The sequence below is a fragment of the Methylobacterium sp. 142-1Y genome, assembly GCF_057747795.1.
On sequence record NZ_CM173224.1, the window covers coordinates 3,509,681 to 3,533,327 of the forward strand.

Annotated in this window: 27 protein-coding genes and 1 tRNA gene; 13 read left to right on the top strand and 15 right to left on the bottom strand. The window is 68.3% G+C overall.

Annotated elements, in window-relative coordinates; genetic code table 11:
- Positions 1–6: 6 nt before the first annotated feature.
- The 6 genes from AC3AOF_RS15955 to AC3AOF_RS15980 form a co-directional block, all read right to left on the bottom strand.
- Positions 7–1,113 carry an alpha/beta hydrolase gene (locus tag AC3AOF_RS15955; protein ID WP_488345871.1) on the bottom strand — a complete coding sequence of 369 codons (1,107 nt, stop codon included), beginning with the start codon at positions 1,111–1,113 and terminating at the stop codon, positions 7–9.
- Between the two features lie 49 nt (positions 1,114–1,162).
- A tRNA-Thr gene (locus tag AC3AOF_RS15960) sits at positions 1,163–1,237 on the bottom strand.
- A 221-nt stretch (positions 1,238–1,458) separates the two neighbouring features.
- A complete protein-coding gene (locus AC3AOF_RS15965; RefSeq protein ID WP_488345872.1) occupies positions 1,459–1,749 on the bottom strand; it encodes a hypothetical protein in 291 nt (96 codons plus the stop codon).
- Between the two features lie 16 nt (positions 1,750–1,765).
- Positions 1,766–2,386 (bottom strand): acyl-homoserine-lactone synthase, encoded by a 621-nt coding sequence (locus tag AC3AOF_RS15970; RefSeq protein WP_488345873.1) that lies wholly within the window; start codon positions 2,384–2,386, stop codon positions 1,766–1,768.
- A gap of 66 nt (positions 2,387–2,452) precedes the next feature.
- Entirely contained in the window at positions 2,453–3,181 is a 729-nt protein-coding gene (locus tag AC3AOF_RS15975; protein WP_488345874.1) for an autoinducer binding domain-containing protein, read from the bottom strand.
- Between the two features lie 364 nt (positions 3,182–3,545).
- Positions 3,546–4,289, bottom strand: coding sequence for a LuxR family transcriptional regulator (locus tag AC3AOF_RS15980; protein WP_236989914.1), 744 nt, complete (start codon positions 4,287–4,289; stop codon positions 3,546–3,548).
- A gap of 205 nt (positions 4,290–4,494) precedes the next feature.
- On the opposite strand from AC3AOF_RS15980, the gene AC3AOF_RS15985 reads away from it, so the two are divergent.
- Positions 4,495–4,815 carry a helix-turn-helix transcriptional regulator gene (locus AC3AOF_RS15985; RefSeq protein WP_488349002.1) on the top strand — a complete coding sequence of 107 codons (321 nt, stop codon included), beginning with the start codon at positions 4,495–4,497 and terminating at the stop codon, positions 4,813–4,815.
- 369 nt (positions 4,816–5,184) lie between these two features.
- Here AC3AOF_RS15985 and AC3AOF_RS15990 read toward each other — a convergent pair whose 3' ends face one another.
- The gene (locus AC3AOF_RS15990; RefSeq protein WP_236989913.1) at positions 5,185–5,817 is read right to left on the bottom strand and encodes an acyl-homoserine-lactone synthase; all 633 of its coding nucleotides are present in this window, start codon (positions 5,815–5,817) and stop codon (positions 5,185–5,187) included.
- 517 nt (positions 5,818–6,334) lie between these two features.
- On the opposite strand from AC3AOF_RS15990, the gene AC3AOF_RS15995 reads away from it, so the two are divergent.
- Complete coding sequence (locus AC3AOF_RS15995) at positions 6,335–7,576, top strand: IS110 family RNA-guided transposase (RefSeq protein ID WP_488345875.1); 1,242 nt, start codon at positions 6,335–6,337, stop codon at positions 7,574–7,576.
- On the opposite strand, the gene AC3AOF_RS16000 is transcribed toward AC3AOF_RS15995, so the two are convergent.
- A complete protein-coding gene (locus tag AC3AOF_RS16000) occupies positions 7,573–8,301 on the bottom strand; it encodes an autoinducer binding domain-containing protein (protein ID WP_488345876.1) in 729 nt (242 codons plus the stop codon). The two genes, AC3AOF_RS15995 and AC3AOF_RS16000, sit on opposite strands and share 4 nt — an antisense overlap.
- 302 nt (positions 8,302–8,603) lie before the next feature.
- Here AC3AOF_RS16000 and AC3AOF_RS16005 point away from each other — a divergent pair, with 302 nt between their 5' ends.
- From AC3AOF_RS16005 to trpS, 4 genes are all read left to right on the top strand, one after another.
- Entirely contained in the window at positions 8,604–8,843 is a 240-nt protein-coding gene (locus AC3AOF_RS16005) for a hypothetical protein (protein ID WP_236989911.1), read from the top strand.
- Positions 8,844–9,009: 166 nt separating this feature from the next.
- A complete protein-coding gene (locus AC3AOF_RS16010; RefSeq protein WP_236989910.1) occupies positions 9,010–9,651 on the top strand; it encodes a septation protein A in 642 nt (213 codons plus the stop codon).
- Between the two features lie 53 nt (positions 9,652–9,704).
- A complete protein-coding gene (locus tag AC3AOF_RS16015) occupies positions 9,705–10,439 on the top strand; it encodes an endonuclease III domain-containing protein (protein WP_236989909.1) in 735 nt (244 codons plus the stop codon).
- Between the two features lie 89 nt (positions 10,440–10,528).
- Positions 10,529–11,569 (top strand): tryptophan--tRNA ligase, encoded by a 1,041-nt coding sequence (gene trpS, locus AC3AOF_RS16020; RefSeq protein WP_236989908.1) that lies wholly within the window; start codon positions 10,529–10,531, stop codon positions 11,567–11,569.
- 286 nt (positions 11,570–11,855) lie between these two features.
- Here the strand turns inward: trpS and AC3AOF_RS16025 are convergent, their stop codons facing one another.
- Entirely contained in the window at positions 11,856–12,074 is a 219-nt protein-coding gene (locus AC3AOF_RS16025) for a hypothetical protein (RefSeq protein ID WP_236989907.1), read from the bottom strand.
- A 153-nt stretch (positions 12,075–12,227) separates the two neighbouring features.
- Between AC3AOF_RS16025 and AC3AOF_RS16030 the strand changes: the two genes are divergently transcribed.
- Positions 12,228–12,932 carry a haloacid dehalogenase type II gene (locus AC3AOF_RS16030; RefSeq protein ID WP_236989906.1) on the top strand — a complete coding sequence of 235 codons (705 nt, stop codon included), beginning with the start codon at positions 12,228–12,230 and terminating at the stop codon, positions 12,930–12,932.
- Between the two features lie 261 nt (positions 12,933–13,193).
- Here the strand turns inward: AC3AOF_RS16030 and clpB are convergent, their stop codons facing one another.
- Positions 13,194–15,833 carry an ATP-dependent chaperone ClpB gene (clpB, locus tag AC3AOF_RS16035; RefSeq protein WP_236989905.1) on the bottom strand — a complete coding sequence of 880 codons (2,640 nt, stop codon included), beginning with the start codon at positions 15,831–15,833 and terminating at the stop codon, positions 13,194–13,196.
- Between the two features lie 261 nt (positions 15,834–16,094).
- On the opposite strand from clpB, the gene AC3AOF_RS16040 reads away from it, so the two are divergent.
- A complete protein-coding gene (locus AC3AOF_RS16040; protein WP_488345877.1) occupies positions 16,095–16,874 on the top strand; it encodes an MOSC domain-containing protein in 780 nt (259 codons plus the stop codon).
- 12 nt (positions 16,875–16,886) lie between these two features.
- Here AC3AOF_RS16040 and AC3AOF_RS16045 read toward each other — a convergent pair whose 3' ends face one another.
- A complete protein-coding gene (locus tag AC3AOF_RS16045) occupies positions 16,887–17,096 on the bottom strand; it encodes a hypothetical protein (RefSeq protein WP_236989903.1) in 210 nt (69 codons plus the stop codon).
- Between the two features lie 260 nt (positions 17,097–17,356).
- On the opposite strand from AC3AOF_RS16045, the gene argB reads away from it, so the two are divergent.
- The 5 genes from argB to AC3AOF_RS16070 all read left to right on the top strand — a co-directional run bounded on the left by argB (position 17,357) and on the right by AC3AOF_RS16070 (position 20,345).
- Positions 17,357–18,295 carry an acetylglutamate kinase gene (gene argB / locus AC3AOF_RS16050; RefSeq protein ID WP_236989902.1) on the top strand — a complete coding sequence of 313 codons (939 nt, stop codon included), beginning with the start codon at positions 17,357–17,359 and terminating at the stop codon, positions 18,293–18,295.
- A 141-nt stretch (positions 18,296–18,436) separates the two neighbouring features.
- Positions 18,437–19,168, top strand: coding sequence for a pyrimidine 5'-nucleotidase (locus tag AC3AOF_RS16055; RefSeq protein ID WP_488345878.1), 732 nt, complete (start codon positions 18,437–18,439; stop codon positions 19,166–19,168).
- Entirely contained in the window at positions 19,165–19,296 is a 132-nt protein-coding gene (locus AC3AOF_RS16060) for a hypothetical protein (RefSeq protein WP_488345879.1), read from the top strand. Before AC3AOF_RS16055 ends, AC3AOF_RS16060 begins: the two co-directional genes overlap by 4 nt.
- Positions 19,297–19,301: 5 nt before the next feature.
- Positions 19,302–19,736: a metallopeptidase family protein gene (locus AC3AOF_RS16065; protein WP_488345880.1), complete on the top strand. Its 435-nt coding sequence runs from the start codon at positions 19,302–19,304 to the stop codon at positions 19,734–19,736.
- 243 nt (positions 19,737–19,979) lie between these two features.
- Positions 19,980–20,345 (top strand): hypothetical protein, encoded by a 366-nt coding sequence (locus tag AC3AOF_RS16070; protein WP_236989899.1) that lies wholly within the window; start codon positions 19,980–19,982, stop codon positions 20,343–20,345.
- Here AC3AOF_RS16070 and AC3AOF_RS16075 read toward each other — a convergent pair.
- The 4 genes from AC3AOF_RS16075 to AC3AOF_RS16090 all read right to left on the bottom strand — a co-directional run bounded on the left by AC3AOF_RS16075 (position 20,269) and on the right by AC3AOF_RS16090 (position 23,395).
- On the bottom strand, positions 20,269–21,498 hold the full coding sequence (locus AC3AOF_RS16075; protein ID WP_236989898.1) for a peptide ABC transporter permease: 1,230 nt from the start codon (positions 21,496–21,498) through the stop codon (positions 20,269–20,271). The two genes, AC3AOF_RS16070 and AC3AOF_RS16075, sit on opposite strands and share 77 nt — an antisense overlap.
- A gap of 120 nt (positions 21,499–21,618) precedes the next feature.
- Entirely contained in the window at positions 21,619–21,912 is a 294-nt protein-coding gene (locus AC3AOF_RS16080; RefSeq protein WP_236989897.1) for a virulence factor, read from the bottom strand.
- 198 nt (positions 21,913–22,110) lie between these two features.
- Entirely contained in the window at positions 22,111–22,377 is a 267-nt protein-coding gene (locus tag AC3AOF_RS16085; RefSeq protein ID WP_488345881.1) for a hypothetical protein, read from the bottom strand.
- Between the two features lie 4 nt (positions 22,378–22,381).
- Positions 22,382–23,395, bottom strand: a complete 1,014-nt coding sequence (locus AC3AOF_RS16090) for a WD40 repeat domain-containing protein (protein ID WP_488345882.1) — start codon at positions 23,393–23,395, stop codon at positions 22,382–22,384.
- Positions 23,396–23,647: the final 252 nt, after the last annotated feature.

Genomic DNA, 23,647 nt, shown 5'->3' on the forward strand with positions numbered 1-23,647 from the left:
GCTGGATTACCTCGTGTGTGTGCCGCTCCGGCTGGCACGAACCGGGCCAGCCTCGTTGCCGCAGCCCGGCATATCGAACAGGGCCGAGAGGCCGCAGGCCGAGCCGAGCATCCGCCGACCGCTATGGCCGACGCCCGGCACCACGTGGAGGGGTTGCCGCAGGTCGGGATGGCGCGCCTTCAGGGCCGCCCGGTAGAACTCGCCGCGGGCGAGCCGGAACGGCCCCTGCGCCTCGGCCATGCAGCTCTTGTCGAGGGCCGGGTGGTCCGGGTCGGTGTCCAGGCCGCCGAGCAGGTAGGTCACCGGCCGGGCGACGTAGGCCGCCTCGAGCGCCCCGGGGTCGGCCCCGGCGGCGTAGCGCGGCAGATCCTGCACGCCGTATTTCCAGCGGTCGTAGCCGGGGCAACCGGCGGTCGGGCCCGGCCGCTCGGGGGTGAAATAGGCATAGCTGCTCGGATTGGCGACGACATAGCTCACGCGCACGCCCTGCCGCGCCAGGGCGTCGCCGGCCCGGGACAGGACGGCGTAGCGCTGCGCCACCTGCCCGCCGCCGGAATGCCCGGCGACGACGATGCGCGACAGGTTCGGGAAGCGGGTCCGGTCGCCGAGGCGGGCCAGGATCGCGTCGAGGGCATCGAAGGAACTGAGGGGCTTGGATCCGGGAAGATGAGATCCGGGAAGATTGGGCCCGAGCGCGTCGTCCCCGCCCTCCCAGCCCTCGCGCGTCCAGCGCAGCACGTCCTGCGGCAGGTCGTAGGCCTCCCAGTCGGTGCGGCTGAGGAATTGCGGCGCCACGATCAGCGTGCCCTCGCCCGCCGGGCCGGCGGCCTCCCGGGCGGACAGGCCGGTCTCGAAATAGGTCGCGGCGTCGCGCAGGCGGCCATGGAGCACGATCACCGCCCGGGTCACCTCCGGGTGGCGCCCCTCCAGGTCGGCGGAGGCGAAGAGCGGCAGACGCGCGCCCGGCGCCACCGTAAGGCTCCGGTCGGCGAGGACCGCGACGGGCCCGTGGTGCCGGCCCGCACCGTCGGCGGCCTCGGGTCGGCCGACCGACGCCGCGAGCAGGAGGGGCACCGCGATCAGGAGCTGGCGGATGCGGAAGGACGGCATCATCGCGCCTCGACCGATGGGGCGCCGCCCGAGCGGCCTTGTCCGGGATGAATGGTGCCGGCGGAGGGGATCGAACCCCCGACCTTCGGTTTACAAAACCGCTGCACTACCGCTGTGCTACACCGGCTGGACGGCGCAAATATCTGCCATGGCTGGCAAATCGCGGACATCCGGGGCGACATAAACCGCGTTTGCGCGCGTCTCGTCAAGGCACAAAACTCGGGTCCGCCGAGCCGGGCGACCGGCCTAAGCAGCCTTGCGTCGGCAGACCAACGCTTCGTCCGCTTAGATCCTTGTTTTGTCGCAGATTTTTTCCGCAAAACCGGTGGCGACTTTTGCGAAATCCGCTTAGCCGCCGGGCGTCTCGCCCGTCTCCACACCGGAGGCGGCCTTGAGGGCGATGCGGCCCGGCCCGGACTGCCGGCGCTCGGCCGCCTCGCGCATCAGGAGGTGGGCCTGCTCCGTCAACGCGTGGCCGATGTCGGACATCCTGTCCGCCGTCTCTTCGGGCAGGTTGGTCGCCCGGCGGGAAAGCTCGACGAGGGGTTCCGTCTGATCGACGATGAGCCCGAGGGCCCGGACGAGCCCGGGCAGCATCGCGGCGACGTCGTCGACGGACGGGAGGGGGCGCTGGGTCATGGCCGGTTGAAATCCTTCACGCCACCAGAGCCGGTGCGGGACGGTGGACGAGCACGGGTGTCGGATCGCCCCGCATCTCGCCGAGCCGGCGGATGGTGCGGGCGTCGAAATGGGCCTGCCCCGCCAGCGTGCGCTTCCCATCGATCTCGGTCGGCAAGCCGAGCGGAACGACGCGGAAATACGCGTCGAGAAAGGGTCCCAGATACGACATCGGCATCAGCGTCGTCACGCTCGATACGCCATTCGCCATCCCCCATTCGACGATGCCGGCCAACAGCCGCATCGTGACCAGGCGGGACGTGCCGCGGGCGCGATGGGATGGAGCGACGGCCTGCCGGGTCCACTCCCAGACGTGAGGCCCTCGTGGAATCTCCTCGCAGACGTGCGGAAACACTTCCGACAGCAAATGCGGACCAATGGTCGGCACCAAACGGCTGTATCCGATCACCTGGCCGTCATCGATCGCCAAGAGATGGACGGCGGCAGGCGTATCGAATTGGTCGATCTCGCGTCCGTCGGGACGATCAAGATCTCTCCAGCCCATTTCCTCGACAAATACTTGATGTCTGAGTCGCCACACGGCCTCCATTTCGCATCTGTATTGATGAATGTTCGCAGCATCCACGGCATGGATCATTGGCATTTCCCCAGTGACACTGGGGAAATATTCATTTTGCGCAACGGCCGTGTATTGGGAAATCCCCTAATGAATGAGTCCCTGCCGAAGCGCGTTGGCGACGGCTTGAACGCCGTTCAGCGCACGGAGCTTCTGGCGCGATGTCGACAGGTGATGCTCCACCGTCTTCGACGAGACTGCCAATATCTCACCCGTCTCCCAGGCCGTCTTTCCGTCTGCCGCCCATTGCAGCACCTCGCGCTCGCGATCGGTCAACCGAACCTCGACCGATTCCGACCCGCGCAGCAGCATCAGGCGCGCGGCCGCGTAGGTGGCGATGAGTTGCACGGTGCCGACCTTGTCGGGAGGCACGTCGAAGTGGCGTCCGGAGACGCTGCATGCCGCGAGGCTGGCATCAAGGGTGAGCAGCGGGATGGTCAGGCCCGCGCGTGCGCCATGGTCGGCGGCCTCGTGCATGATCCGCACCGCCATCGGATCATCGGCATACCGCTCCGCGGCCGACGACCAGGTGAACGGCTCCTGATCGAAGCAGAGCCGGCGTACTGTCGCGTCGCGGTAAATATAACCTTTGGCAGCGTATCGCTTGATCCAGGCCGGCGGCATGCCGTCGAGAAGGACGTGCCCATACTGGCGCCCGGCGGAAGCGCCTGGACTGGGGATCATGCCGGCCAGCATGTGCTCGACTCCGTATTCGGAGAGCTCCTGACGCAGGAGAGTCCCGACATCTTGCGGGCTGGCGGCTCGATCAAGCGCGCGAAGAAATGCGAGCGTGGTATCAAGCGTTCTGCGTGTCATGGCTCGGCCGTCCCATCTCCCTTGGAGGAACGCAAGATAGATTGTCCGCCGCGAACTCCATCGTGAGAAGCGCGCGCGATCTCATCGGCAATGCGGCCTGCCCGAACGGGCTGGAGGAGGCACACGCTCGTCCAACCGGCCTGCGGCATGCTTCCGACATCATGATCTCGCCACCCCGTGGTCTCGACGAAGACGCGATGCCGAAACCGGCACAGGGCATGCGGGAGGGGGTGCTCCGACGGTTGTTGTCCGCGTCGACGACCGTGACCGCCGCCGCCCCTCCTCCGCGGAGCGGGGTACGGCATTCGTCGGCGGTTGCGATACCCCGTGATTCTACGATCGCCGGCTCAGCCGACGATCCCCGTCAATCGATGATTCCGTGGCGCAGGGCCTGCGCCACGAGATGGGCGCGGTTGGTCGCTCCCAGCTTCTGCGCCGCCGTGTTCAGGTAGCTCTCGACGGTGCGGTGCGACAGCGACAGGATCTCGGAGGTCTCCCAGCCGGTCTTGCCGGCGGCGGCCCACTTGATGCACTCGATCTCGCGCGGCGAGCAGCGCGGCGATCCCGGGGCGAGCGCGCGCTGCCGCGTCGCGGCCGGCACCCGGACGGCGAGATCACGGACGGCGAGGTCGGCGTAGATGGCCAGCATGTGCAGCCCGGACAAGGCCTGGTCCGGCAGGTCGAGATGCGCACCGCCGAACGACACGATCCGCGTGCACGTCAGGTCCTGGATCGGAATGCAGTATCCGTCCCGCAATCCGATCTCGGAGGCCTCCCCCATGATGGTCCGGGCCAGGCGCTCGTCGCGGCCGACGGGCGCGTCCGACCACCGGAACAGCCCGTTCATCCGCCGCGCATGCGCGACGACGGGATCGTGGTGGATGTAGCCGCATTCCCCGTAGCGCTCGGACCATCGTGCCGGCAGCCGCCCGAGCGTCAGCCGGTCCTGCAGGTTGTCCTGAGATTTCAGTGGCGCCCCGGCGACGACGAACGTCTCGTATCCAAAAATGTGCGAAGCATGCTCAAGTATCGCGCAAACCTGATCCGCGTCGGAACTTTGTTTTATTGCCGAAAGCAGGTCAAAACTGATCTGGGTGAAATTGGTCATGACTCCCGGCGCCTTGATTATCGTCTGCTGCGGAATATGATATGAGCTTTGGTTGCGCCATATTTTGTCGACCGAGAGATATTAGCATATTCGCGCGGGGAATGGAAAATCGAGCGGCGACAATATATTTTTCAAAGACCTCGCAACGAAACGCGCAATCAGAAGAAAAATTCGCGCCTTCCGACTGGATCGCGGAATATCGCGACTGAAATTCGGCGACCTAGTCGGCGTATCGGATCACCAGATCATGAAATACGAGCTTGGTCAGGACCATATCAGCGCAGGATTGCTCTGGAAGATCTGCTCGATCCTGCGATGCCCGATCGACTCGATCTTCATTCCACCGGAAGCCGGCCGGGTCGGGCTGGAGGCCGCGCAGGACGATGCGCCGCTGCCGGACGAGCAGGCGATCCTGGCAGCCTTCCGGCGGATCACGCCGCCCGAGGTCCGGATGCGGGTGGCGCGGCTGATCCTCTCCCTCGCGGCGCAGGGCGCGGAGGCGGAGCGGGACGGACCCGAAGGGTGAACGCGTTCAGGCAAGCGCCATCGGGGGCAAGCGCCATCGGGGGCGAGCGCCATCGGGGGAATGTCGCGAACGACATCCCCCTGACGGCGTGACGTGATCCCTCGACCCTGGTCATCGCCTGATCACGCTGCGATCGGTCTCCGGTTCTGCCGCTTCGTCCGCGACGAATCGGCGCCAACGTCTTCGAAAAGTGCTCCGAGCAGGCTTGGATTCCTGTTTTGTCGCGGGCTTTTATCGCAAAAGCGGCGGCCACTATTGCGAAGCCTGTTTAGAGCGCTTCACGATCGCGCTGCAATCGCGAAGCTCTCCAAGTCTTTGTCTTGTCTCGTTTTCTGCGACGAGCCGGCATCCACTTCGTCGGAAAATGCTCTAGCCGAAGAGCCGCCGGTCCGTGAGGACGTCGTCCCGGATCACCGGAGCCTCGCTGCCGCGCACGGTCCGCAGGCGCTCCAGCGTCCGCTCGTCGAAGGCGGCGGTCACCGCGACGGTTTCCTGGGTGCCGACGATCTGGGGAATGCCGAGGGGCGTGACCCGGAAATGCAGTTGTACCAGCCGGAGGAGCCACAACGGGTTCATCTCGATGACGATCTGATCGACCCCGCTGGCGAGCCCCCATTCCACGATTCCCGTCAGCAACGCGCTGCCGATCGGGCTCAGCATCCGGCCGCGGTCGCGATGCCCCTGCTTGACGCAGTAGCGCGTCCATTCCCAGATGTGCGGGCCCCGCGGTGCCGGCCCGTCACAGAGTTGCGGCAGCACCTCCGTCAGCAGGTACGGTCGGGTCGTCGGCAGCATCCGCTGGTAGCCCAGCACCTCGCCCCGGTCCGTCGCCAGCATGTGCACGGCATGCTGGTCGTCGAACTGGTCGATTTCCCGTCCATCCGGCCTCTCGATGTCCTTCCATCCCATCTCGGTGACGAAGACCTGATGTCTCAGGCGATAGGCCTGCTCCATCTCGGATGCAAAGCTGCGGATATTGGCGGCGGTGACGATGGAGATCATGGCGGCTTTCCTGAAATGGCAACACCATTTCAGCATCCGGCACCGAGACCCGGCAGTACGCGATCGCGTACCTTGTCGGACGGGTTCCGCATCGCTCAAGCGTGTGGAGCCACCGACTCCACCGCGCGGGCTTGCCGATACGGTTTCCGAACGGATCGTCCGAGAACCGCATCATACGATTTCCGACTGATCGCTTCGCGATGCGGAAATCGGCTTCGCTCACGCGCCGCGCGGGCTGGTGATACGAAATCCGGAAGTGTTCTTCCGGATTTCGTATCAGTTCGTCACCGGCTTCGCGGTCCCTTGCGGATGAAACATATGGCAGAGTGGACTTGCCGTCGGCGGAGAGATCGGTTCGTCTTTGGTGTGCCAGACCCCGCGTATCAGTTGGATCCGGGCTCCTCTTCAGTCCCCTCGCTTGCGTCACGGGCCGGTCCTCGGGCCAGCCCCGGAGCGCGTCATTTAGATTTGATCTCACGGGAGCCTGCGCCGGCGGCCTGACGGCAAGGAGATCGTGATGGAGGTCCTCTACCCCCGCTGCGCCGCCCTCGATGTTCACAAGGACACCGTCGTCGCAGCCATCCGCCTGGCCGAGAGCAGCGAGGTTCAGCGTGAGGTGCGTACGTTTGCCACCACCACGCCCGCTCTGCTCGACCTCTCCGCCTGGCTCTACGAGCACGCCTGCACCCATGTCGCCATGGAGGCGACCGGCATCTACTGGCGCCCGGTCTGGCAGGTCCTCGACGCCGACAGCCGCACCCTGATCCTGGCCAATGCCGCCCATGTCAAGAACGTGCCCGGCCGCAAGACCGACGTCGCCGACGCGGTCTGGCTCTCCGACCTGCTCGCCCACGGCCTGATCCGCGCCAGCTTCGTGCCCGAGGCCCAGACCCAGGCGATGCGCGACCTGCTGCGCACCCGCAAGCAACTGGTCCGCGAGCAGGCCAGCCACGTCCAGCGCATCCAGAAGACCCTCGAGGAGGCCAACCTCAAGCTCTCCTCGGTGCTCACCGACATCATGGGCCAGTCCGGTCGCGCCGTGCTCGACGCGCTGGTCAAGGGCGAGCGCGATCCGGCTGGGCTGCAGGCGCTGGTCAGCCCACGGGTGAAGGCGGCGCCCGAGGCGATCCGGGCCGCGCTCACGGGCCGGATCGGGGATCACCACCGTTTCCTGCTCGGTGTGCATCTACGCCAGTACGACGGGTTGGGGCGAGCGATCGCGGAGATCGACGCGCAGGTGGAGCGCGACCTCGGCCCTTTCCGGGAAGCGGTGAAGCTGCTGGTGACGATCCCGGGCATCAGTGACCTCACCGCGCAGGTGATCCTCTCCGAGATCGGCCCCGACATGAGCCGCTTCCCGACCGCCGGCCATCTGATCTCCTGGGCCGGGCTGTGCCCGAGGAACGACGAGAGCGCGGGCAAGCGGCGCTCGACGCGGCTGCGCAAGGGCGCGCCCTGGCTCAAGACGGCCTTGGTGCAGGCCGCCTGGGCCGGAGTGCGCAAGAAGGCGAGCTACATCAGGGCGCAGTTCCAGCGCTTGCGCGGCCGGCGCGGCCCCAAGAAGGCGATCTGCGCGGTCGCCGCTTCGATGTTGACCGCGATCTATCACATGCTCAAGGCCGGCACGGCTTACGTCGATCCCGGGCCTGATCACGGCCGCAAGGCGGCCCCGACCATCCGCGCCAAGGCGCTCGTGCGGCAGATCGAGCGCCTTGGATTTGCGTGCGAAATCAAACCCGTAGAGCCAGTTTCTATTTAGACGATCAGCCCGAGCCGGATGCCCTGGGCGACGGCATGGACCCGGCTCGACACGCCGAGCTTCGCGCGGGCATTGCGCAGGTGCTTGTCCGCACCGTGCTCGGAGATGCCCATGATCATGCCGATCTCCCATTCGCTCTTGCCCTCCGACGCCCATTGCAGCGCCTCCTTCTCGCGCGGAGCCAGGGATACGCCCGTGCCGGGCGTTTCGCGGATCAGGAGCAGGCGGCCGAACGCGTAGGTCGCGACGAGGCGCAGCATGCCCAAGTCTTCCGGGGAGATGTCCAGCTTCTCTCCCGCAAAGGAAAATCCCGCAACGTCGCCCTCGATCGTCAGCAACGGGATCGTGATGCCTTGGCGCAGGCGAAAATCCGCGGCCTCGTCCATGATCCGCTGGGCCGTCGTGTCGGCTCTGCACAGGGGTTGCAATTCGTCCCAGCGAAAATCGCCCGTCTGCGTCATCAGGTGCCGAATGGCCGGGTCCCGGGCGATGTAGTTTTTCGCAAAATATCTTTCGGTCCATTCCCGCGGCCAGAAATCGATCAGCACATTCGATAATTGCTGCCGCTTATTGGCCCCCGGATGGGGAATTGTTCCGGCCATGAAATTCTGTATTCCTAAACGGTCGAGCAATGGAAGAAGTCGCCGACACACATCCAGAGGGTTGCCGGCACCGTCGATGGACTTCAAGAAATCAAGGGTTGTGTCAAGCTGTTTACGTGACATGTCTGCCTCTTAGCAAAGATCACGACGCAATTCTTATAGCTGGATGCGGCAGTACATGAGTCAAATCGCAATGCGCGCGCCGTAGGGGCAGGTCGGCCGAGGCGGGAAGACTGGGCGAGGATGGACCGCCGCGCCACGGTCCCGGGCCCGGGCCGGATGTTGCGCTGCAACATAATGCCGCGGTGTTCGACCTTGGTCCGGTCCTGGCACGCGAATCGCTCCGCCGGACCGGTACGGCGCGAGCAACCCGTCCGGCCCGGACCTGCGCCCGACCCGTAGCGCGAGCGGCCGACGGAGGTGGCATGGCGGAATTCCTCACCGTTGCCCTGGTCTGCGCCAGCACCCTGGCCGCGCCGGACTGCTCCCGCGAGACGGCGCTCGACGTCGCGGTGGCGCCGGCCCCCTCGCCCGTCACCTGCCTGATGCAGGGCGAGACCCTGGCGGCGCAGAGCGGCTTCGTGCGCGGACGCGAGACCTACCTGAAGGTCGCCTGCGAACGCCGCCGCACCGCCGCGCTTCGGTCCGAGGCGGAGGCGCAATAGGCCGAGGGGTCTCGCAAGCGGCCTCTTGCGAGGTCGCCGGGGGATGGATGGATCGGCTCCGCCGGTCTATGGGCTCGCCTCCCGTTGCGTGGGGGACCGTGCGGTCCCACCTGCGCGGGAGGAGCCGCCTCTTTCGGCGCGCAATCAGGAGCGTCGCCCCCGCCCCATGCCCATCGAAGCCGTCCCGCCGCAGACCCACCTGCCGCCGCTTGCCAAGCTCGCCCTGGAACTCGGCCCCCTCGGGGTCTTCTTCCTCGGCAACGCCTATGCGGAAAAATTCGGCTTTGCCGCCGACCAGCGCCTGTTCGTGGCAACCGGGCTGTTCATCGCCGCGACCCTGGTGGCGCTGGCGGTCCATTACGTCTGGGTGCGGCGCCTGCCGATCATGCCGCTGGTCTCCGGCGTCGTCGTGGTGGTGTTCGGCGGCCTGACGCTGCTCCTGCGCGACGAGGTGTTCATCAAGCTCAAGCCGACCATCGTGAACAGCCTGTTCGGGGCGGTGCTGCTCGGCGGCCTCGCCTTCGGCCGGCCGTTGCTGGCCCTGGTGCTCGACAGCGTGTTCGACCTCACCCAGGAGGGCTGGCGCAAGCTCACCTTCCGCTGGGGCCTGTTCTTCTTCTTCCTCGCCGCAGTGAACGAGGTGGTGTGGCGCACCCAGACCACGGATTTCTGGGTCAGCTTCAAGGTGTTCGGCATCATGCCGCTCACCATCGTCTTCGCCCTTGCCCAGACTCCCCTGCTGCTGCGCTACGAGCGCAAGAAGGACGAAACCAAGTCAGGATCCGGCCAAGGGTCCGGTCAAGCATAGGGACGCGGTGCCGCAGGCGGAACGGGTGCAGGGTATCGGCGATTCACCCCGTCATGAGCCCCGCCCCGACCGACCTCACCGAGAAGGCCCTGATGATCCACCGCCGCCTGTGCGGGGTCTATGGCTGCCCGATCGCTTATTTCCACGACCTCGACCCGGTGAGCGAGCTGATCTCCTCGCTCCTGTCGCACCGGACCCGCAACGCCGAGTCCGGCCGCGCTTTCAAGGCGCTGCGGGCGCGCTTCGACGACTGGGATTCGCTCATCGCCGCGCCGACCGAGGAGGTGCAGGCGCTGATCTCAGGCGTGACCTGGCCGGAATTGAAGGCGCCGCGGATCCAGGCGGTTTTGCGCGCGGTGCAGGAGCGGGCCGGGAGCCTCGATCTCGGCTTCTTGCGCGAGATGCCGGTGGCCGAGGCGCGGGCCTGGCTCGAGGCGATTCCCGGCATCGGGCCGAAGACCAGCGCGGCGGTCCTGTCGTTCAGCGCGTTGCGGATGCCGGCGCTCCCCGTCGACAGCCATCATCACCGGGTGGCGCAGCGCACCGGACTGATCGGCCCGAAGGTCGATGTCGGCCCCTCCCACGCCGCCTTACGGGCGCAGCTGCCGGCGGACTGGGACGCGCAAAAGCTCTACGACAACCACGAGGTGCTGATGCTGCACGGCCAGCGCTGCTGCTTCCACCGCAACCCGGCCTGCGGGCAATGCGCCGTGCTCGATCTCTGCCCCACCGGACAGGCGAGGACGGGCGCGCGGGCGACGCGGGAAACGGCTGCCCTGCACCCCTGATTCCTCCTGCTTGACCCCCTTGCCGGAACGGTCCAGAACGCCGCGCCCGCGGGAATGTGACAGCCCTCGGCCAAGGGACCACGATCACGATGCCCGCGTTCAAGGAACTGGTCTTCTCCGGCGTCCAGCCGACCGGAAACCTGCACCTCGGCAACTATCTCGGCGCGATCAAGCGCTTCGTCGCCATGCAGGCGCAGTTCGAGTGCCTGTACTGCGTCGTCGACCTGCACGCGATCACGGTCTGGCAGGACCCGGCCGAGCTGACGCGGCAGATCCGCGAAGTCACCGCGGCCTTCCTGGCCGCCGGCATCGATCCGGCCCGCTCGGTGGTGTTCAACCAGAGCCAGGTGCCGCAGCACGCGGAACTGGCCTGGATCTTCAACTGCGTCGCTCGCCTCGGCTGGCTCAACCGCATGACGCAGTTCAAGGAGAAGGCCGGCAAGGACCGCGAGAATGCCAGCATCGGCCTCTACGACTATCCTGTCCTGATGGCCGCCGACATCCTGGCCTACCGCGCCACCCACGTGCCGGTGGGCGAGGACCAGAAGCAGCATCTCGAACTGACCCGCGACATCGCCCAGAAGTTCAACAACGACTTCGCCGGCGCCATCGCCGAGCAGGGCCACGGCGAGGCGTTCTTCCCGATCACCGAGCCGCTGATCGGCGGGCCCGCCGCCCGGGTGATGAGCTTGCGCGACGGCACCAAGAAGATGTCGAAGTCGGACCCGTCCGATTATTCGCGCATCAACCTCACCGACGATTCCGACGGCATCGCCACGAAGGTGCGCAAGGCCAAGACCGACGCCGAGCCCCTCCCCTCCGAGATCGCCGGCCTCGAGAAGCGGCCGGAGGCCGACAACCTCGTGGGCATCTTCGCGGCGCTCAACGACGTGAGCCGCGAGGACGTGCTGCGCGAGTATGGCGGCGCGCAGTTCTCGGCCTTCAAGGGCGCACTGGTCGACCTGGCCGTGGCCAAGCTCGGGCCGATCGGCGCCGAGATGAAGCGCCTCGTCGCCGATCCGGGCCACATCGATGCGGTGCTCGCCGACGGCGCCGCCCGGGCGGAGGCCATTGCCGCTCCCAACATCGCGGCGGTGAAGGACATCGTCGGGTTCGTGCGCCGGCGCTGAGCGCCCCCGTCAGAGCCGTCACGTGCCCGATCGTTCCGGGGCCGCAACAGCGGAGCCCGGGACGACGCCTGGATTGCAGGACCGACGGACAGGCCGGTGCGCGGAGGTAGCGCCACCGGCAATGTCTGTCGAATATCGAACTGAATAATCAGGCTTGATGTCGGGTATCTGACAATTCAGCCTGCCCTTCCGCGGGCATCTCCCGTGCAGGAAACGGCCACACGCACTGTTGCGGGAAAATCATCCCGTGGACACCATGCTCGCGTGCAGTCGCACACAATCATTCTTACATCTTGCCGCTGGCTTTCAGCCGTGTCAGCCGCGATACGGCGGCCTCGGCAGAATCATCCCGCTGCATCTCCTGCGCCCATTCCTCGATCATCGTCGGCCGGGAACGCATCTTTTGTCGCAGGTTGTCTATCTCGTCGCGCAGGATGGTGTTGCGCGGAGCCGTGTCGTGCTTCGGATTCGGGGGTGATTTGCGGTGACTCGACATGCCGGGCATGCTCTGCCGGCGTCGTTAACAGATGGTAAATTTCCGCCGGATACAGGCCCCGTGCCGGCCCCGCTCACCCGATGGTGATGGGCGGTCTTGAAGCGTGGGCCACAGGGCCGATAACCCGGAGCGACACGAATCCAAATCCGGGAGGCGGCCCGCATGGCGATCCAGGCCCTCATCTTCGACGTCTTCGGCACCCTGCTCGACTGGCATGGCGGCGTCGCCCGGGAGGCGGCGCGGATCTTAGGCCCGTTCCGGCCGGATCTCGACGGTCCCGCCTTCGCCCGGGCCTGGCGCGACCGCTACCAGCCCGGCATGGAGCCGATCCGCCAGGGTGCCCGGCCGTATACCGACCTCGACACGCTGCATGCCGAGAGCCTGGAGGGCGTGCTCACCGGCCTCACCCTCGGCGAGGCGGTGCCGCCCGAGGCACGCCGCGAACTGGTCCTCGCCTGGCACCGGCTCGATGCCTGGCCGGAGGTGCCGGACGCGCTTGCCCGGTTGCGCGAACGATACCTGCTGGCGCCCTGCTCGAACGCCCATGTGCGGCTCGCCATCGCGCATGCGCGCCGCAACCGTCTGCCCTGGGACGCGGTGCTCGGGGCCGAGTTCGCCCAGGACTACAAGCCGAAGCCCGCCGTCTATCTCCGCGCCGTCGAGGCTTTGCGGTGCGAGCCGGCCGAGGTGATGATGGTGGCGGCCCATTCCTCCGATCTCGCGGCGGCCGCGTCTTGCGGGCTTGCCACCGCACACGTCGCGCGGCCCGGCGAGAGCGGCCCGGGCACCGGCGAGCCGGCGCCCCTGGTTCCGGTGGATGTCGCGGCGTCGGACCTGGCGGATCTGGCGCGGCAGCTCGGCTGCTGAGGAGCCGCTCGATTGTCGGCGACCGCGACGCAGTAAGCCTCATTCCAACCCACGACCTCGTCCTGAGGTGTCAGTTCATCAGAGATGGACTGACCTCGAAGGAGGGCCCCAGGGATCGCAGCGGCATCGGGAGCCCTCCTTCGAGGCTCCTTACAGTCGCACCTCAGGATGAGGCCGCGAGTGGGATGAAATGCTATCGGTCCGTCGGACAGGCCTTGCAGGAAAGGCCCGCCTCCTTCGAGGAGGCGGGCCCTATCGTCCTCAGTTCAGCAGAGCATGCGCCGGCCGCCGCTCGTCCGGCGACACCGACTGGTCGCCGATGAACAGCCCGGCGGGGCCGAGGCGCACCGGCACCGTCTCGCCGTCATGGACCTTGCCGGCCAGGATCTGCTCGGCGAGCGGGTCCTGCACCGCCTTCTGGATCACGCGCTTCAGCGGGCGCGCGCCATAGGCCGAGTCGTAGCCCTTCTCGGCGAGCCAGGCGCGGGCGTCGGGCTCGATGTCGAGGGTGATCTTGCGATCCTCCAGGAGCTTGGCCAGGCGCCCGAGCTGGATGTCGACGATCGCCCCCATCTCCTGCCGCTGCAGGCGGTGGAACAGGATGATCTCGTCGACCCGGTTCAGGAATTCCGGCCGGAAGTGCGAACGGACCACGTTCATCACGTCGTCGCGCACCACGTCGGTATCCTGGCCCTCCGGCTGGTTGACCAGGTATTCCGAGCCGAGATTCGACGTCATGACGATCAGCGTGTTGCGAAAATCGACCGTCCGCCCCTGCCCGTCGGTGAGCCGGCCATCGTCGAGGACCTGCAGCAGGACGTTGAACACGTCCGGATGCGCCTTCTCGACCTCGTCGAACAGCACGACCTGGTAGGGCCGGCGCCGCACGGCTTCGGTCAGCGCGCCACCCTCCTCGTAGCCGACATAGCCCGGAGGCGCGCCGATCAGGCGGGCGACCGCATGCTTTTCCATGTATTCCGACATGTCGATGCGCACGAGCGCCGTGTCGTCGTCGAACAGGAAGCCGGCGAGCGCCTTGGTCAGCTCGGTCTTGCCGACGCCGGTGGGGCCGAGGAACATGAACGAGCCGATCGGCCGGTGCGGATCCTGCAACCCGGCGCGGGCGCGACGCACGGCGGTGGCCACCGCCACCACCGCCTCGGTCTGGCCGACGACGCGCTTTCCGAGCGCCGCCTCCATCCCGAGCAGCTTCTCGCGCTCGCCCTCCAGCATCTTGTCGACCGGCACGCCGGTCCAGCGCGACACGACCCCGGCGATATGGCTCGGCGTCACCGCCTCCTCCATCATGCCCGAGCCGTTGCCGCGCGAGCCGTCGGCACCGCGGGCCTCGATCTCGGCGAGTTCCCGCTCGAGCCCCGGAATGATGCCGTAGGCGAGCTCGCCCGCCTTCTGGTACTGGCCCTGCCGCTGCGCCGCCGCGAGTTCGTTCCTCGCCGCGTCGAGCTTCGTCTTCAGCTCCGCGGCCCGGCCGAGCTTGTCCTTCTCGGATTTCCAGCGCGCGGTGATCGCCGCCGACTGCTCCTCGAGGTCGCCGAGTTCCTTCTCCAGCCGCTGCAGGCGATCACGGGAGGCGGAATCGGTTTCCTTCTTCAGGGCCTCGCCCTCGATCTTGAGGCGCACGATCTCACGATCGATGTTGTCGAGTTCCTCGGGCTTCGAGTCGACCTGCATGCGCAGGCGCGAGGCCGCCTCGTCGACGAGGTCGATCGCCTTGTCGGGCAGGAAGCGGTCGGTGATGTAGCGGTTGGACAGGGTCGCGGCCGCCACGAGCGCCGAATCCTGGATCCGCACCTTGTGGTGCTGCTCGTACTTCTCCTTGATCCCGCGCAGGATCGACACCGTATCCTCGACGGTCGGCTCCGAGACGAAGACCGGCTGGAAGCGCCGGGCGAGCGCTGCATCCTTCTCGACGTGCTTGCGGTACTCGTCGAGCGTGGTCGCGCCGACGCAATGCAATTCGCCGCGGGCGAGCGCGGGCTTCAACAGGTTCGAGGCATCCATCGCCCCGTCCGCCTTGCCGGCGCCGACCAGCGTGTGCATCTCGTCGATGAACAGGATGATCTGGCCTTCCGCCGCCGTCACCTCGGACAGCACCCCTTTGAGCCGCTCCTCGAACTCGCCGCGATACTTCGCACCGGCGATCAGCGCGCCCATGTCGAGGGCGAGCAATTGCTTGTCGCGAAGCGATTCCGGCACGTCGCCGTTGACGATGCGCAAGGCCAGACCCTCGACGATGGCGGTCTTGCCGACGCCGGGCTCGCCGATGAGCACGGGATTGTTCTTGGTGCGCCGCGACAGCACCTGGATGGTGCGGCGGATCTCCTCGTCGCGGCCGATCACCGGGTCGAGCTTGCCGTCGCGGGCCGCCTCGGTGAGGTCGCGGGCATATTTCTTCAGCGCGTCGTAGGCATTCTCGGCCGTGGCGTTGTCGGCGGTGCGGCCCTTGCGGAGCGCATTGATGGCGCCGTTGAGCGAGGCCGCGGTGACGCCGGCCGAAGCCAGAATCTTGCCCGCCTCGGACTCCTTCTCGACGGCGAGCGCCAGCAGCAGGCGCTCCACGGTGACGTAGGAATCGCCCGCCTTCTCGGCGGCTTTCTCGGCGGTGTCGAACAGGCGCATCAGCTCGCGGGTCGCCTGCGGCTGCGAGGCGCCGCCCGAGACCTTCGGCTGCTTGGAAAGCCACGCCTCGGTCTGGGCCAGCGCCACGCGCGACTGGCCGCCGGCCCGGTCGATCAGGCCGGCGCACAAGCCCTCGGGATCGTCGAGCAGCACCTTCAGCACGTGGCCGGGCGACAGCTGCGGATGGCCCTCGCGCAGGGCCAGCGACTGCGCCGATTGCACGAAGCCCCGCGCCCGCTCGGTGTATTTCTCGAAGTTCATGCGTTCGCTCCTCCTTGGCCGGTCCTCCCGCCCTCTCGACGAGGCGATGGGGGACCGCGGGTTCGCCCTCGCGCGTCTGCCGCGCGCCGGGCGCCGGCCCTTCTTGGAAGCGACCGGCCTCCCCCATGTGGTGTGACATATCGGTAACACAAGGGGCGCGCCCTCGAATTTGCGGTCACGAGACATGCGGTGTGCGGATGCCTCGACGGGCGCCATCCGGGTCCGATTCCCACGCGCGGCGAATCCGGCTAGGCAGGGGGCATGAGCAGTCCCGCCCTGACCGTCACCGCCCTCCACCGCTACCCGGTGAAGGGTCTCTCGCCCGAGGCCCTGACGCGGGCGGCGCTGACGGCCGGCGGCTACTTCCCGGGCGACCGGCTGTTCGCGATCGAGAACGGCCCGAGCGGCTTCGATCCCGCTACGCCGGTGCATCAGCCGAAGATCAAGTACCTGATGCTGATGCGCAACGAGGCACTGGCCCGGCTGACCACGCGGTTCGACGACGCGAGCGGCGTGCTGACGATCCGCGAGGGCGACCGGGAGGTTGCGCACGGCGACCTCGCGACGCGCGAGGGACGGCTCGCCGTCGAGGTGTTCTTCCGCCGTTACCTCCCCAAGGAGCTGCGCGGCCCGCCGAAGGTGCTGACGGCGCCGGACGGCTACCGCTTCACCGATTCGCGCAGTGGCTTCCTCTCGCTCATCAACCTGGCGAGCGTAGCGGCGGTCGAGGACATGGTCGGGGCACCGGTCGATCCCCTGCGCTTCCGCGGCAACCTCCACGTCACCGGCCTCCCCGCCTTCGCCGAACTCGACCTCGTCGGGACGGAACTCGCCACGGAGGCGGGTCTGCGCCTGAAGGTGACGAAGCGCATCGTGCGCTGCGCCGCCACCAACGTCGACCCGGTCACGGGCGAGCGGGATCTGGCGATTCCGGGGGCACTGCAGAAGACCCTCGGTCACGCCGATTGCGGGATCTATGCCGAGGTGATCGCAGGCGGCGAGGTGCGGGAGGGCGACGTGCTAAGGGTGGTGGCGAGCTGAGGCGGCGGGCGCTCACCGCTTCGTCGGCAGCCAGTCCGGTTCCGGCTCCTGGCGCGGCAGCACCGCCGCCACCTCGTCGAGGTCGACCGTGTAGCTGTCGGTCAGCAGGCGCCAGAGATCCTGGCGGCTGGCGGCGCGGCGGCTCAGCGAGGAGACGGTCGCGGCCAGCAGCGACGGGTTGGTGAGGGCGGGACGCGGCAGGAGCGAATCGGCGAGGCGCATCGTTGGGAGATCCGGTGGACCGTCCACAGGATGCTCGGATCGTGGTTAAGCAGGGGTAAAGCGTGGCCGGTCTCCGGCGCCGTCATCGAACCGTCGCGGGCCGCCGCCAGAACCCGGCGACCCGAGGGGAGCGGCCGTCGCGTCGAAGTCCGCGCGTGAGATTTCGGTGTGACACGCCGCGCGATGATGCTTAGAACCCCGCGCCGACCGCGCGCCGCGAGAGTGCCGCGGCCCGACCTTGCGAGAGGAAACCCGCCACGATGAGCGATTCCGGAGCGGACAAAGCGCCCAACGCCCAGCAGCCCGACGTCCAGCTACCCAACGTTCACGTGCGGGCCGAGGTGCTGGTCCAGGCGCTGCCGCACATGCAGCGCTACGACGAGGAGGTCGTGGTCATCAAGTATGGCGGCCACGCCATGGGCGACCGCGCCGCGGCGGAGGATTTCGCCGAGGACATCGTGCTCCTCGAGCAATCGGGCCTCAAGCCCGTGGTGGTCCATGGCGGCGGGCCGCAGATCGGCCGCATGCTCGACCGGCTCGGCATCAAGTCCGAGTTCCGCGAGGGCCTGCGCGTCACCGACGAGGCCACCGTCGAGGTGGTCGAGATGGTCTTGGCCGGCTCGATCAACAAGCAGATCGTCGGCTGGATCTCGGCCGAGGGCGGCAAGGCGATCGGCCTGTGCGGCAAGGACGGCAACATGGTGCGGGCGCGCCGCGCCGCCCGCACGGTGACCGATCCCGATTCCCACATCGAGCGCCACGTCGATCTCGGCCTCGTCGGCGAGCCCGAGCACGTCGACCGCACGGTGCTCGACGCGGTGCTGAAGGCCGAACTGATCCCGGTCCTCGCACCGGTGGCGGTCGGCGCCGACAACCAGACCTACAACGTCAACGCCGACACCTTCGCGGGTGCGATCGCCGGGGCGATGCGGGCCAAGCGCCTGCTGCTCCTCACCGACGTGCCGGGCGTGCTCGACAAGAACAAGAAGCTGATCCCGGAACTGTCGATCGAGGATTGCCGCCGGCTCATCGCCGACGGGACCATCACCGCCGGCATGATCCCGAAGATCGAGACCTGCATCTACGCCCTGGAGCAGGGCGTCGAGGCGGTGGTCATCCTCGATGGCAAGGTGCCGCACGCGGTGCTGCTCGAGCTGTTCACCGATTACGGCGCCGGCACGCTGATCCGCCGGTCCTGACGCCCGCCCGACGATCGCAAGACCGGGCGGCCGACCTCACGGCCGCCCGACCCGTCCTTCCCTTCTTTCATCTTCCCTTCCGCCCCGCCTCGCTTAATCTAGGCGCCCGGGGCCGTGGGGCCCCCGTCTCCGGATCGTCCCTTGCTCCTGCCAGGCGAGAGCCACCTCACCGCGCCTCAGGCCCGCGGCTTTTCCGGGATCGACACCTGGGTGTTCGACCTCGACAACACGCTCTATCCCCACGACGCCCGCGTCTGGCCGCAGGTCGACGAGCGCATCACCCTCTACGTGATGAACCTGTTCGGGCTCGACGGGATCTCGGCGCGGGCCTTGCAGAAATATTTCTACCACCGCTACGGCACGACTTTGCGCGCGCTGATGGCCGAGTGGAATATCGACCCCTACGAGTTCCTCGACTTCGCCCACGACATCGACCATTCGAGCATCGCGCTCGATCCGGGTCTCGGCGTGGCGATCGAGGGATTGCCGGGCCGCAAGCTGATCCTCACCAACGGGTCGCGCCGGCACGCCGAGAACGTGGCGGCGAAGCTCGGCATCCTCGACCATTTCGAGGACGTGTTCGATATCGCGGCGGCCGATTTCGTGCCGAAGCCCGAGCGTAGCGCCTACGAGAAGTTCCTGAACCGCCACGGCGTCGACCCGACCCGCTCGGCGCTGTTCGAGGACATCGCCAAGAACCTCGTCGTCCCGCACGATCTCGGCATGGCGACGGTGCTGGTGGTGCCCCGCACCATCGACCCGTTCCGCGAGACCTTCGAGCAGGAGGCGGTGCGCGCGCCCCATATCGACCACATCACCAACGACCTCGCGGGTTTCCTGACCGACCGGGTCGCCCCGGTGCTGGCGGCGTGAGCCCGCCGGAGGATCGCGAAGCGCACGACCCGGCCGAGATCTGGGGCCGGCGCATCGGCCGCGGCCTGGGTGTCGTGGCGCTCGCGGGTCTGGCCTACTGGCTCGGCCGGCAATTGCAGGTCTGGTGACACCGATGACAGAGACGCCCGACGCCGACTGGAGCGCCCGCCGCGCCCCCGACCTCGCCGCCATCGAGGCCTTGGCCGAGGCCGCCTTCGCGCGCCTGCCGGAGGCGTTCCGCGCCTTATGCGAGGGGGTGGTGATCCGGGTCGACGAGTTTCCCGACGACGAGACCCTGGAGGAGATGGGCTGCGAGAGCGAGTTCGACCTCCTCGGCCTGTTCCGCGGCACCGGCCTGGCGCAGGGCGGCGGCGTCCTGAACCTCGCCACCGGGCAGTTTCCCAACATGGTCTGGCTCTACCGCCGTCCGCTGCTCGATTACTGGGCCGAACACGACGAAACCTTGGGCCATCTCGTCGCGCACGTGCTAGTGCATGAGATCGGCCATCATTTCGGCCTCTCCGACGACGACATGACGGCGATCGAGGCGGCTGCGACGGACGACTAATTCCCTTTATCGCGAGATCGCCCTCGATATCGGCAGATTGTTGCGCCCGATACGGCGAAAACAATACGGATTGCTCGCCAGTGCGACTACGCTGAAGCATCCGCATGAACCCGACCGATGACGGGCCCGAGCGCACCCTCAATGGCGGCGCCGGGAAACGGCAGATCATGCGGCGACCTCGACAATTCGGAGCCGGTCTCGGCCGCGAGGCGGCCGGGCGCCGCTCAGGCGAATGGTGCTGCAATGAACGCAACGATCATCCTCGACCCGGTGCGCGTCGATACCGGCAGCGCCGACCGCGACGGCCTCCTGGCCTATCGCAACGGCGCCCTGATCGGCGTCCTGACCCATCTCGATCCGGACCTGCACGAGGAGGAGGGGGTAGGCCGGCACTGGTTCCTGGAGGCCGGGTTCGGGCGGGTCGCCGAGGCGCCGCGCCCCCGCCCCTTCCGGAGCCTCGACGAGGCCCGCTCCTGGCTTCGCCAGCACGCGGCCGGCGTCACGCCGCGCTGCGCGGCTGCCATCCTCCAGGTCAAGCCGCGCTGCGCGGCGGCAGGGCACTCGCCTTCGGCCGGCTGGTGCGGAATTGGCCCCGCTCCACGGCGATGAAGACCAGCACCACCACGGTGACGCTGGTGAACCACCAGCTCGCGGTGGTGCCGATACCGAGGCAGGCGGAGGCGAAGGCGGTGGCGGCGGTGGCCATGGCCCCCGGGGTCAGCACCGGATGCTCGCGGCCGGAATGGCGGATGCCGCTCCACAGGACGAAGGCCGCCGCGAAGGCGCCGACGATCCCGAGCTCGTACCAGATCTCGAACAGCAGCGAGGCCGGGGCGTTGGCCGGCAGCATGCCGATCACCTTGCCGCGGATCGCCGTCTCAAGGCCGTGACCGGTGATGAGCCGCAGGGGCTCGGTCGTCACCACCCGCTGCCAGGCCTTGAGGGTCAGGATCGTCGGGTGGAGCGGTCCGAGCAGAGGCGTCAGCACCGGCCGCAGCAGGAACGGCAGGAGCGGCGCCAGGGCGACGAGGCCGGCCGCGACGCCCGCCGTGACCCGCACGCCGAGGCCCTGGCGCCAGGCCGAGAGCGCGAAGGCCGCCGCCCCGCAGGCGAGCGCCAGCAGCGGCACCGGCCCGGGGGCGAGCACCAGCGCGAGCGCCACCACCACGGCGAGGCCGAGCGCCTCCATGTCGCGCCGGCGCGAGCGTAGCCAGGCGGCGGCGGGCCAGACCAGCAGGGCGAGCAGCATCGCGCCGCGTTCGAGCGAGCTGTCGTCCTCGAAGCCGCCGCGCAGCGAGGCGCCGCTGAACAGCCCGAGCAGCACCGCCCCGATCGCCGCCGCCCCGACGCCGAGGGGCAGGAGGTAGAGGTTGGCCGAGCGCATCCGGTCCGGCAGGGCGAGGTAGCCCGCCACCGTCAGGCCGACCGTGGCAGCGAGGTTGAGCAGGCGTTCGCTCGCCGGGCCGGGGAACGGCGTCCAGACCAGCGACAGGGCGCACCAGCCCAGCAGCAGCGCGCCGGCCAGGATCGCCCGGGCGCCTCCGAGCCGCGCAAGCCCCGCTCCGAGGGGACGCTGAACCCCGTCGAGGAGGGCGGCGATGATGAGCAGCGCGATGCCGATCGGCGCCAGGATCACCACGCTGCGCCGCGACACCAGGGCGGTGACCGGGATCACCAGCGTCAGGCCGAAGAAGGCGAGGCGGCGCAGAAGCGCCGCCGCATCGACGGCGGGATCGGGGGTGTGCGACGTCGCGCGCGGCATGGCGGCCAATCCGGATGACGGCGCCAAAGGGCGCCGTTCCCTCCCCTCCTAGTCGAGAGGGCGGTCCCTGCGCTGTAGATGGGGCGCAACACTGAGGAAGGGCGCGGCGCGAGAGGCGCGTCAGGGGAGCGGCTGGAGCGCCGGTAAAAGGTCGTTGTTCTCCTCGATCCGCAGCATCCGGACGTCGACCACGGCGGCCCGGAACCAGGGGCATTCCCGCGCCACGTCCTGGATCGCCAGGACGCACCGCACCGGGTCGACCTGGTCGTTGCCAAAATAGACGCTGCCCTGCTGCCGATCGAAGCCGTGGCGCTCCAGCACCCGGGCGATGTCCTGGTAACCATTCTGCCAGGACGAGTTATGGTATTGAGTCTTCAGCGTCTCGGTATCGAGATCGAAGCAGATCGCATACACCCGCCTGCTCCATGCCGGCCGATTCGGAATGTGCCTGGGCGGGAGAGTATCGGCCTCATGACCTTGCGGCAAGCGGCGTTTCGGGCGTCGGGTCTTCATCGCTCTGCTGCCAGCCTCGCCGAGACGACCGCCCGGAACCACCCGGACGTCCCTCGGATGGAATCTGGACGGTTCCCGCGCCTTTGTGAAGGCGAGGGATCAGGCCTCCAGAGCCGCCGCCACATCCTCGTCCGTCACCGATTCCAGGGCCTTCGCCACCTTGCAGGCGCGCGAGCGGGCACCGGGGACCATGACTAGGATCACCGTCTCGGTGCCCGGGCAGGCCGGATCGGCGCAAGAAATCTCGTTGACGGCGAGCGTCACCTCGGGGTCGAAGCTCCCGAGGCGGCGGGCGATCTCGGCCACCCGGGCTCGCGCCGCCGCATCCGGCGAGGGGCGCTTCCGGAAGGCGCCGAGGAGGTTCATCGCGTCAGCGCGGCAGGCTGAGGAGACCGGCCTGGCCGTCGGCGCAGCCGAAGGCGAGGTGCTCGCCGCCCGAATGCCAGCTCATCGCCGTCACGGCGCTGCCCCGCACCGCGGGACGCACCAGCAGCTCGGAGGCGTCGGTGAAGCGGATCAGCAGCACGCAGCCATCCTCGTAGCCCGCCGCCAGGACCGGGGCCCTGGGGTGGAACGCCACCCGCGAGACCCGGGCCGGGCGCACGCCGCATTCCCGCGGCGCCTTGCCGGTCGGGCCTTCCTTGGAATCGAACGGCCAGACGATCACCGCCTCGGCGCCGCTCGTCGCCAGCCAGTCGCCGTCGGACGACCAGGCGGTGGAGCGCACCTTGGCCGGGTAGCCGGTCATCCGCATGTGGCCGCGATCGGGCTGGAGGCGCCAGCCGTGCAGGGCGTTCTCCTGCATCGTCGTGATGACGAAGCGCCCATCCGTCGACCAGGTCACGTCGATGTGCGAGCCCTTCCAGGTCAGGGCCTCGGGCGGGGTGTCGAGGTTCGGGTACCACAGGGAGGCGCCGCCGTAATGCGCCACCGCCAGGCGGTAGCCCTTGGGCGCGAAGGCGAGGCCGCGGGCGGTGGAGGGCGCCTCGAAAAGCTTCTCGCGGCCCTTGGCGTCGCGGGCGACGACGCGCTTGCCGGCCGCATAGGCGACGCCGCCGTCCGGATGCAGGGCCAGCGCGTCGATCCAGGCGCCGCCCTTGGCCGTCGCGACCTCCTCGAGGGTCCCGTCGGCCTTGACCGCGACCACCCGTCCGTCGTCGCCGCCGGTGACGAGGCGCTTGCCGTCGCCCGCGGCGACCAGGATGCCGGCCTCCGGGTGGGCCGCGACCCGGGTGGCCTCGCCCCCTTCCGCGACGAGGAGCACCGCCCCGTCGCCGAGCGCCAGGGCGAGCTGCCGGCCGAGCCAGTGCGCCGCGATGACGTGGGCGCCGGCCGGGATCTCGGTGACCTGCTGGGTGAGGGAGGGGGCGGCGGTGGCGCTCATCGCTCTTCCTGTGAACCTCTGATCCCGGTGAACCTGGAATCTTTGGGCCGGGCCTCTCACACGGGGCCCGTCCGCGCAAGGGCGGGCGCGGTTCCCGCCCGGGTTAACCGCCCGTCCCGCAGGGTTAAGGCTTCGCTCACCAAACCGCGTCAATTCGAGGGATCGGGCCTGAACACTGCCCAGGTTCCGGTGGTTCTTCCCTCGAACCGTCGCCGGAACGCCTCAGGGCAAAAAGGCGGCCCCCATCGTCCT

Excerpts from the sequence above, each read along its gene's own strand:
- AC3AOF_RS15955 (WP_488345871.1), bottom strand. The coding sequence starts at position 1,113 with ATGATGCCGTCCTTCCGCATCCGCCAGCTCCTGATCGCGGTGCCCCTC.
- AC3AOF_RS15965 (WP_488345872.1), bottom strand. The coding sequence starts at position 1,749 with ATGACCCAGCGCCCCCTCCCGTCCGTCGACGACGTCGCCGCGATGCTG.
- AC3AOF_RS15970 (WP_488345873.1), bottom strand. The coding sequence starts at position 2,386 with ATGATCCATGCCGTGGATGCTGCGAACATTCATCAATACAGATGCGAA.
- AC3AOF_RS15975 (WP_488345874.1), bottom strand. The coding sequence starts at position 3,181 with ATGACACGCAGAACGCTTGATACCACGCTCGCATTTCTTCGCGCGCTT.
- AC3AOF_RS15980 (WP_236989914.1), bottom strand. The coding sequence starts at position 4,289 with ATGACCAATTTCACCCAGATCAGTTTTGACCTGCTTTCGGCAATAAAA.
- AC3AOF_RS15990 (WP_236989913.1), bottom strand. The coding sequence starts at position 5,817 with ATGATCTCCATCGTCACCGCCGCCAATATCCGCAGCTTTGCATCCGAG.
- AC3AOF_RS15995 (WP_488345875.1), top strand. The coding sequence starts at position 6,335 with ATGGAGGTCCTCTACCCCCGCTGCGCCGCCCTCGATGTTCACAAGGAC.
- AC3AOF_RS16000 (WP_488345876.1), bottom strand. The coding sequence starts at position 8,301 with ATGTCACGTAAACAGCTTGACACAACCCTTGATTTCTTGAAGTCCATC.
- AC3AOF_RS16005 (WP_236989911.1), top strand. The coding sequence starts at position 8,604 with ATGGCGGAATTCCTCACCGTTGCCCTGGTCTGCGCCAGCACCCTGGCC.
- AC3AOF_RS16010 (WP_236989910.1), top strand. The coding sequence starts at position 9,010 with ATGCCCATCGAAGCCGTCCCGCCGCAGACCCACCTGCCGCCGCTTGCC.
- AC3AOF_RS16015 (WP_236989909.1), top strand. The coding sequence starts at position 9,705 with ATGAGCCCCGCCCCGACCGACCTCACCGAGAAGGCCCTGATGATCCAC.
- trpS (WP_236989908.1), top strand. The coding sequence starts at position 10,529 with ATGCCCGCGTTCAAGGAACTGGTCTTCTCCGGCGTCCAGCCGACCGGA.
- AC3AOF_RS16025 (WP_236989907.1), bottom strand. The coding sequence starts at position 12,074 with ATGCCCGGCATGTCGAGTCACCGCAAATCACCCCCGAATCCGAAGCAC.
- AC3AOF_RS16030 (WP_236989906.1), top strand. The coding sequence starts at position 12,228 with ATGGCGATCCAGGCCCTCATCTTCGACGTCTTCGGCACCCTGCTCGAC.
- clpB (WP_236989905.1), bottom strand. The coding sequence starts at position 15,833 with ATGAACTTCGAGAAATACACCGAGCGGGCGCGGGGCTTCGTGCAATCG.
- AC3AOF_RS16040 (WP_488345877.1), top strand. The coding sequence starts at position 16,095 with ATGAGCAGTCCCGCCCTGACCGTCACCGCCCTCCACCGCTACCCGGTG.
- AC3AOF_RS16045 (WP_236989903.1), bottom strand. The coding sequence starts at position 17,096 with ATGCGCCTCGCCGATTCGCTCCTGCCGCGTCCCGCCCTCACCAACCCG.
- argB (WP_236989902.1), top strand. The coding sequence starts at position 17,357 with ATGAGCGATTCCGGAGCGGACAAAGCGCCCAACGCCCAGCAGCCCGAC.
- AC3AOF_RS16065 (WP_488345880.1), top strand. The coding sequence starts at position 19,302 with ATGACAGAGACGCCCGACGCCGACTGGAGCGCCCGCCGCGCCCCCGAC.
- AC3AOF_RS16070 (WP_236989899.1), top strand. The coding sequence starts at position 19,980 with ATGAACGCAACGATCATCCTCGACCCGGTGCGCGTCGATACCGGCAGC.
- AC3AOF_RS16075 (WP_236989898.1), bottom strand. The coding sequence starts at position 21,498 with ATGCCGCGCGCGACGTCGCACACCCCCGATCCCGCCGTCGATGCGGCG.
- AC3AOF_RS16085 (WP_488345881.1), bottom strand. The coding sequence starts at position 22,377 with ATGAACCTCCTCGGCGCCTTCCGGAAGCGCCCCTCGCCGGATGCGGCG.
- AC3AOF_RS16090 (WP_488345882.1), bottom strand. The coding sequence starts at position 23,395 with ATGAGCGCCACCGCCGCCCCCTCCCTCACCCAGCAGGTCACCGAGATC.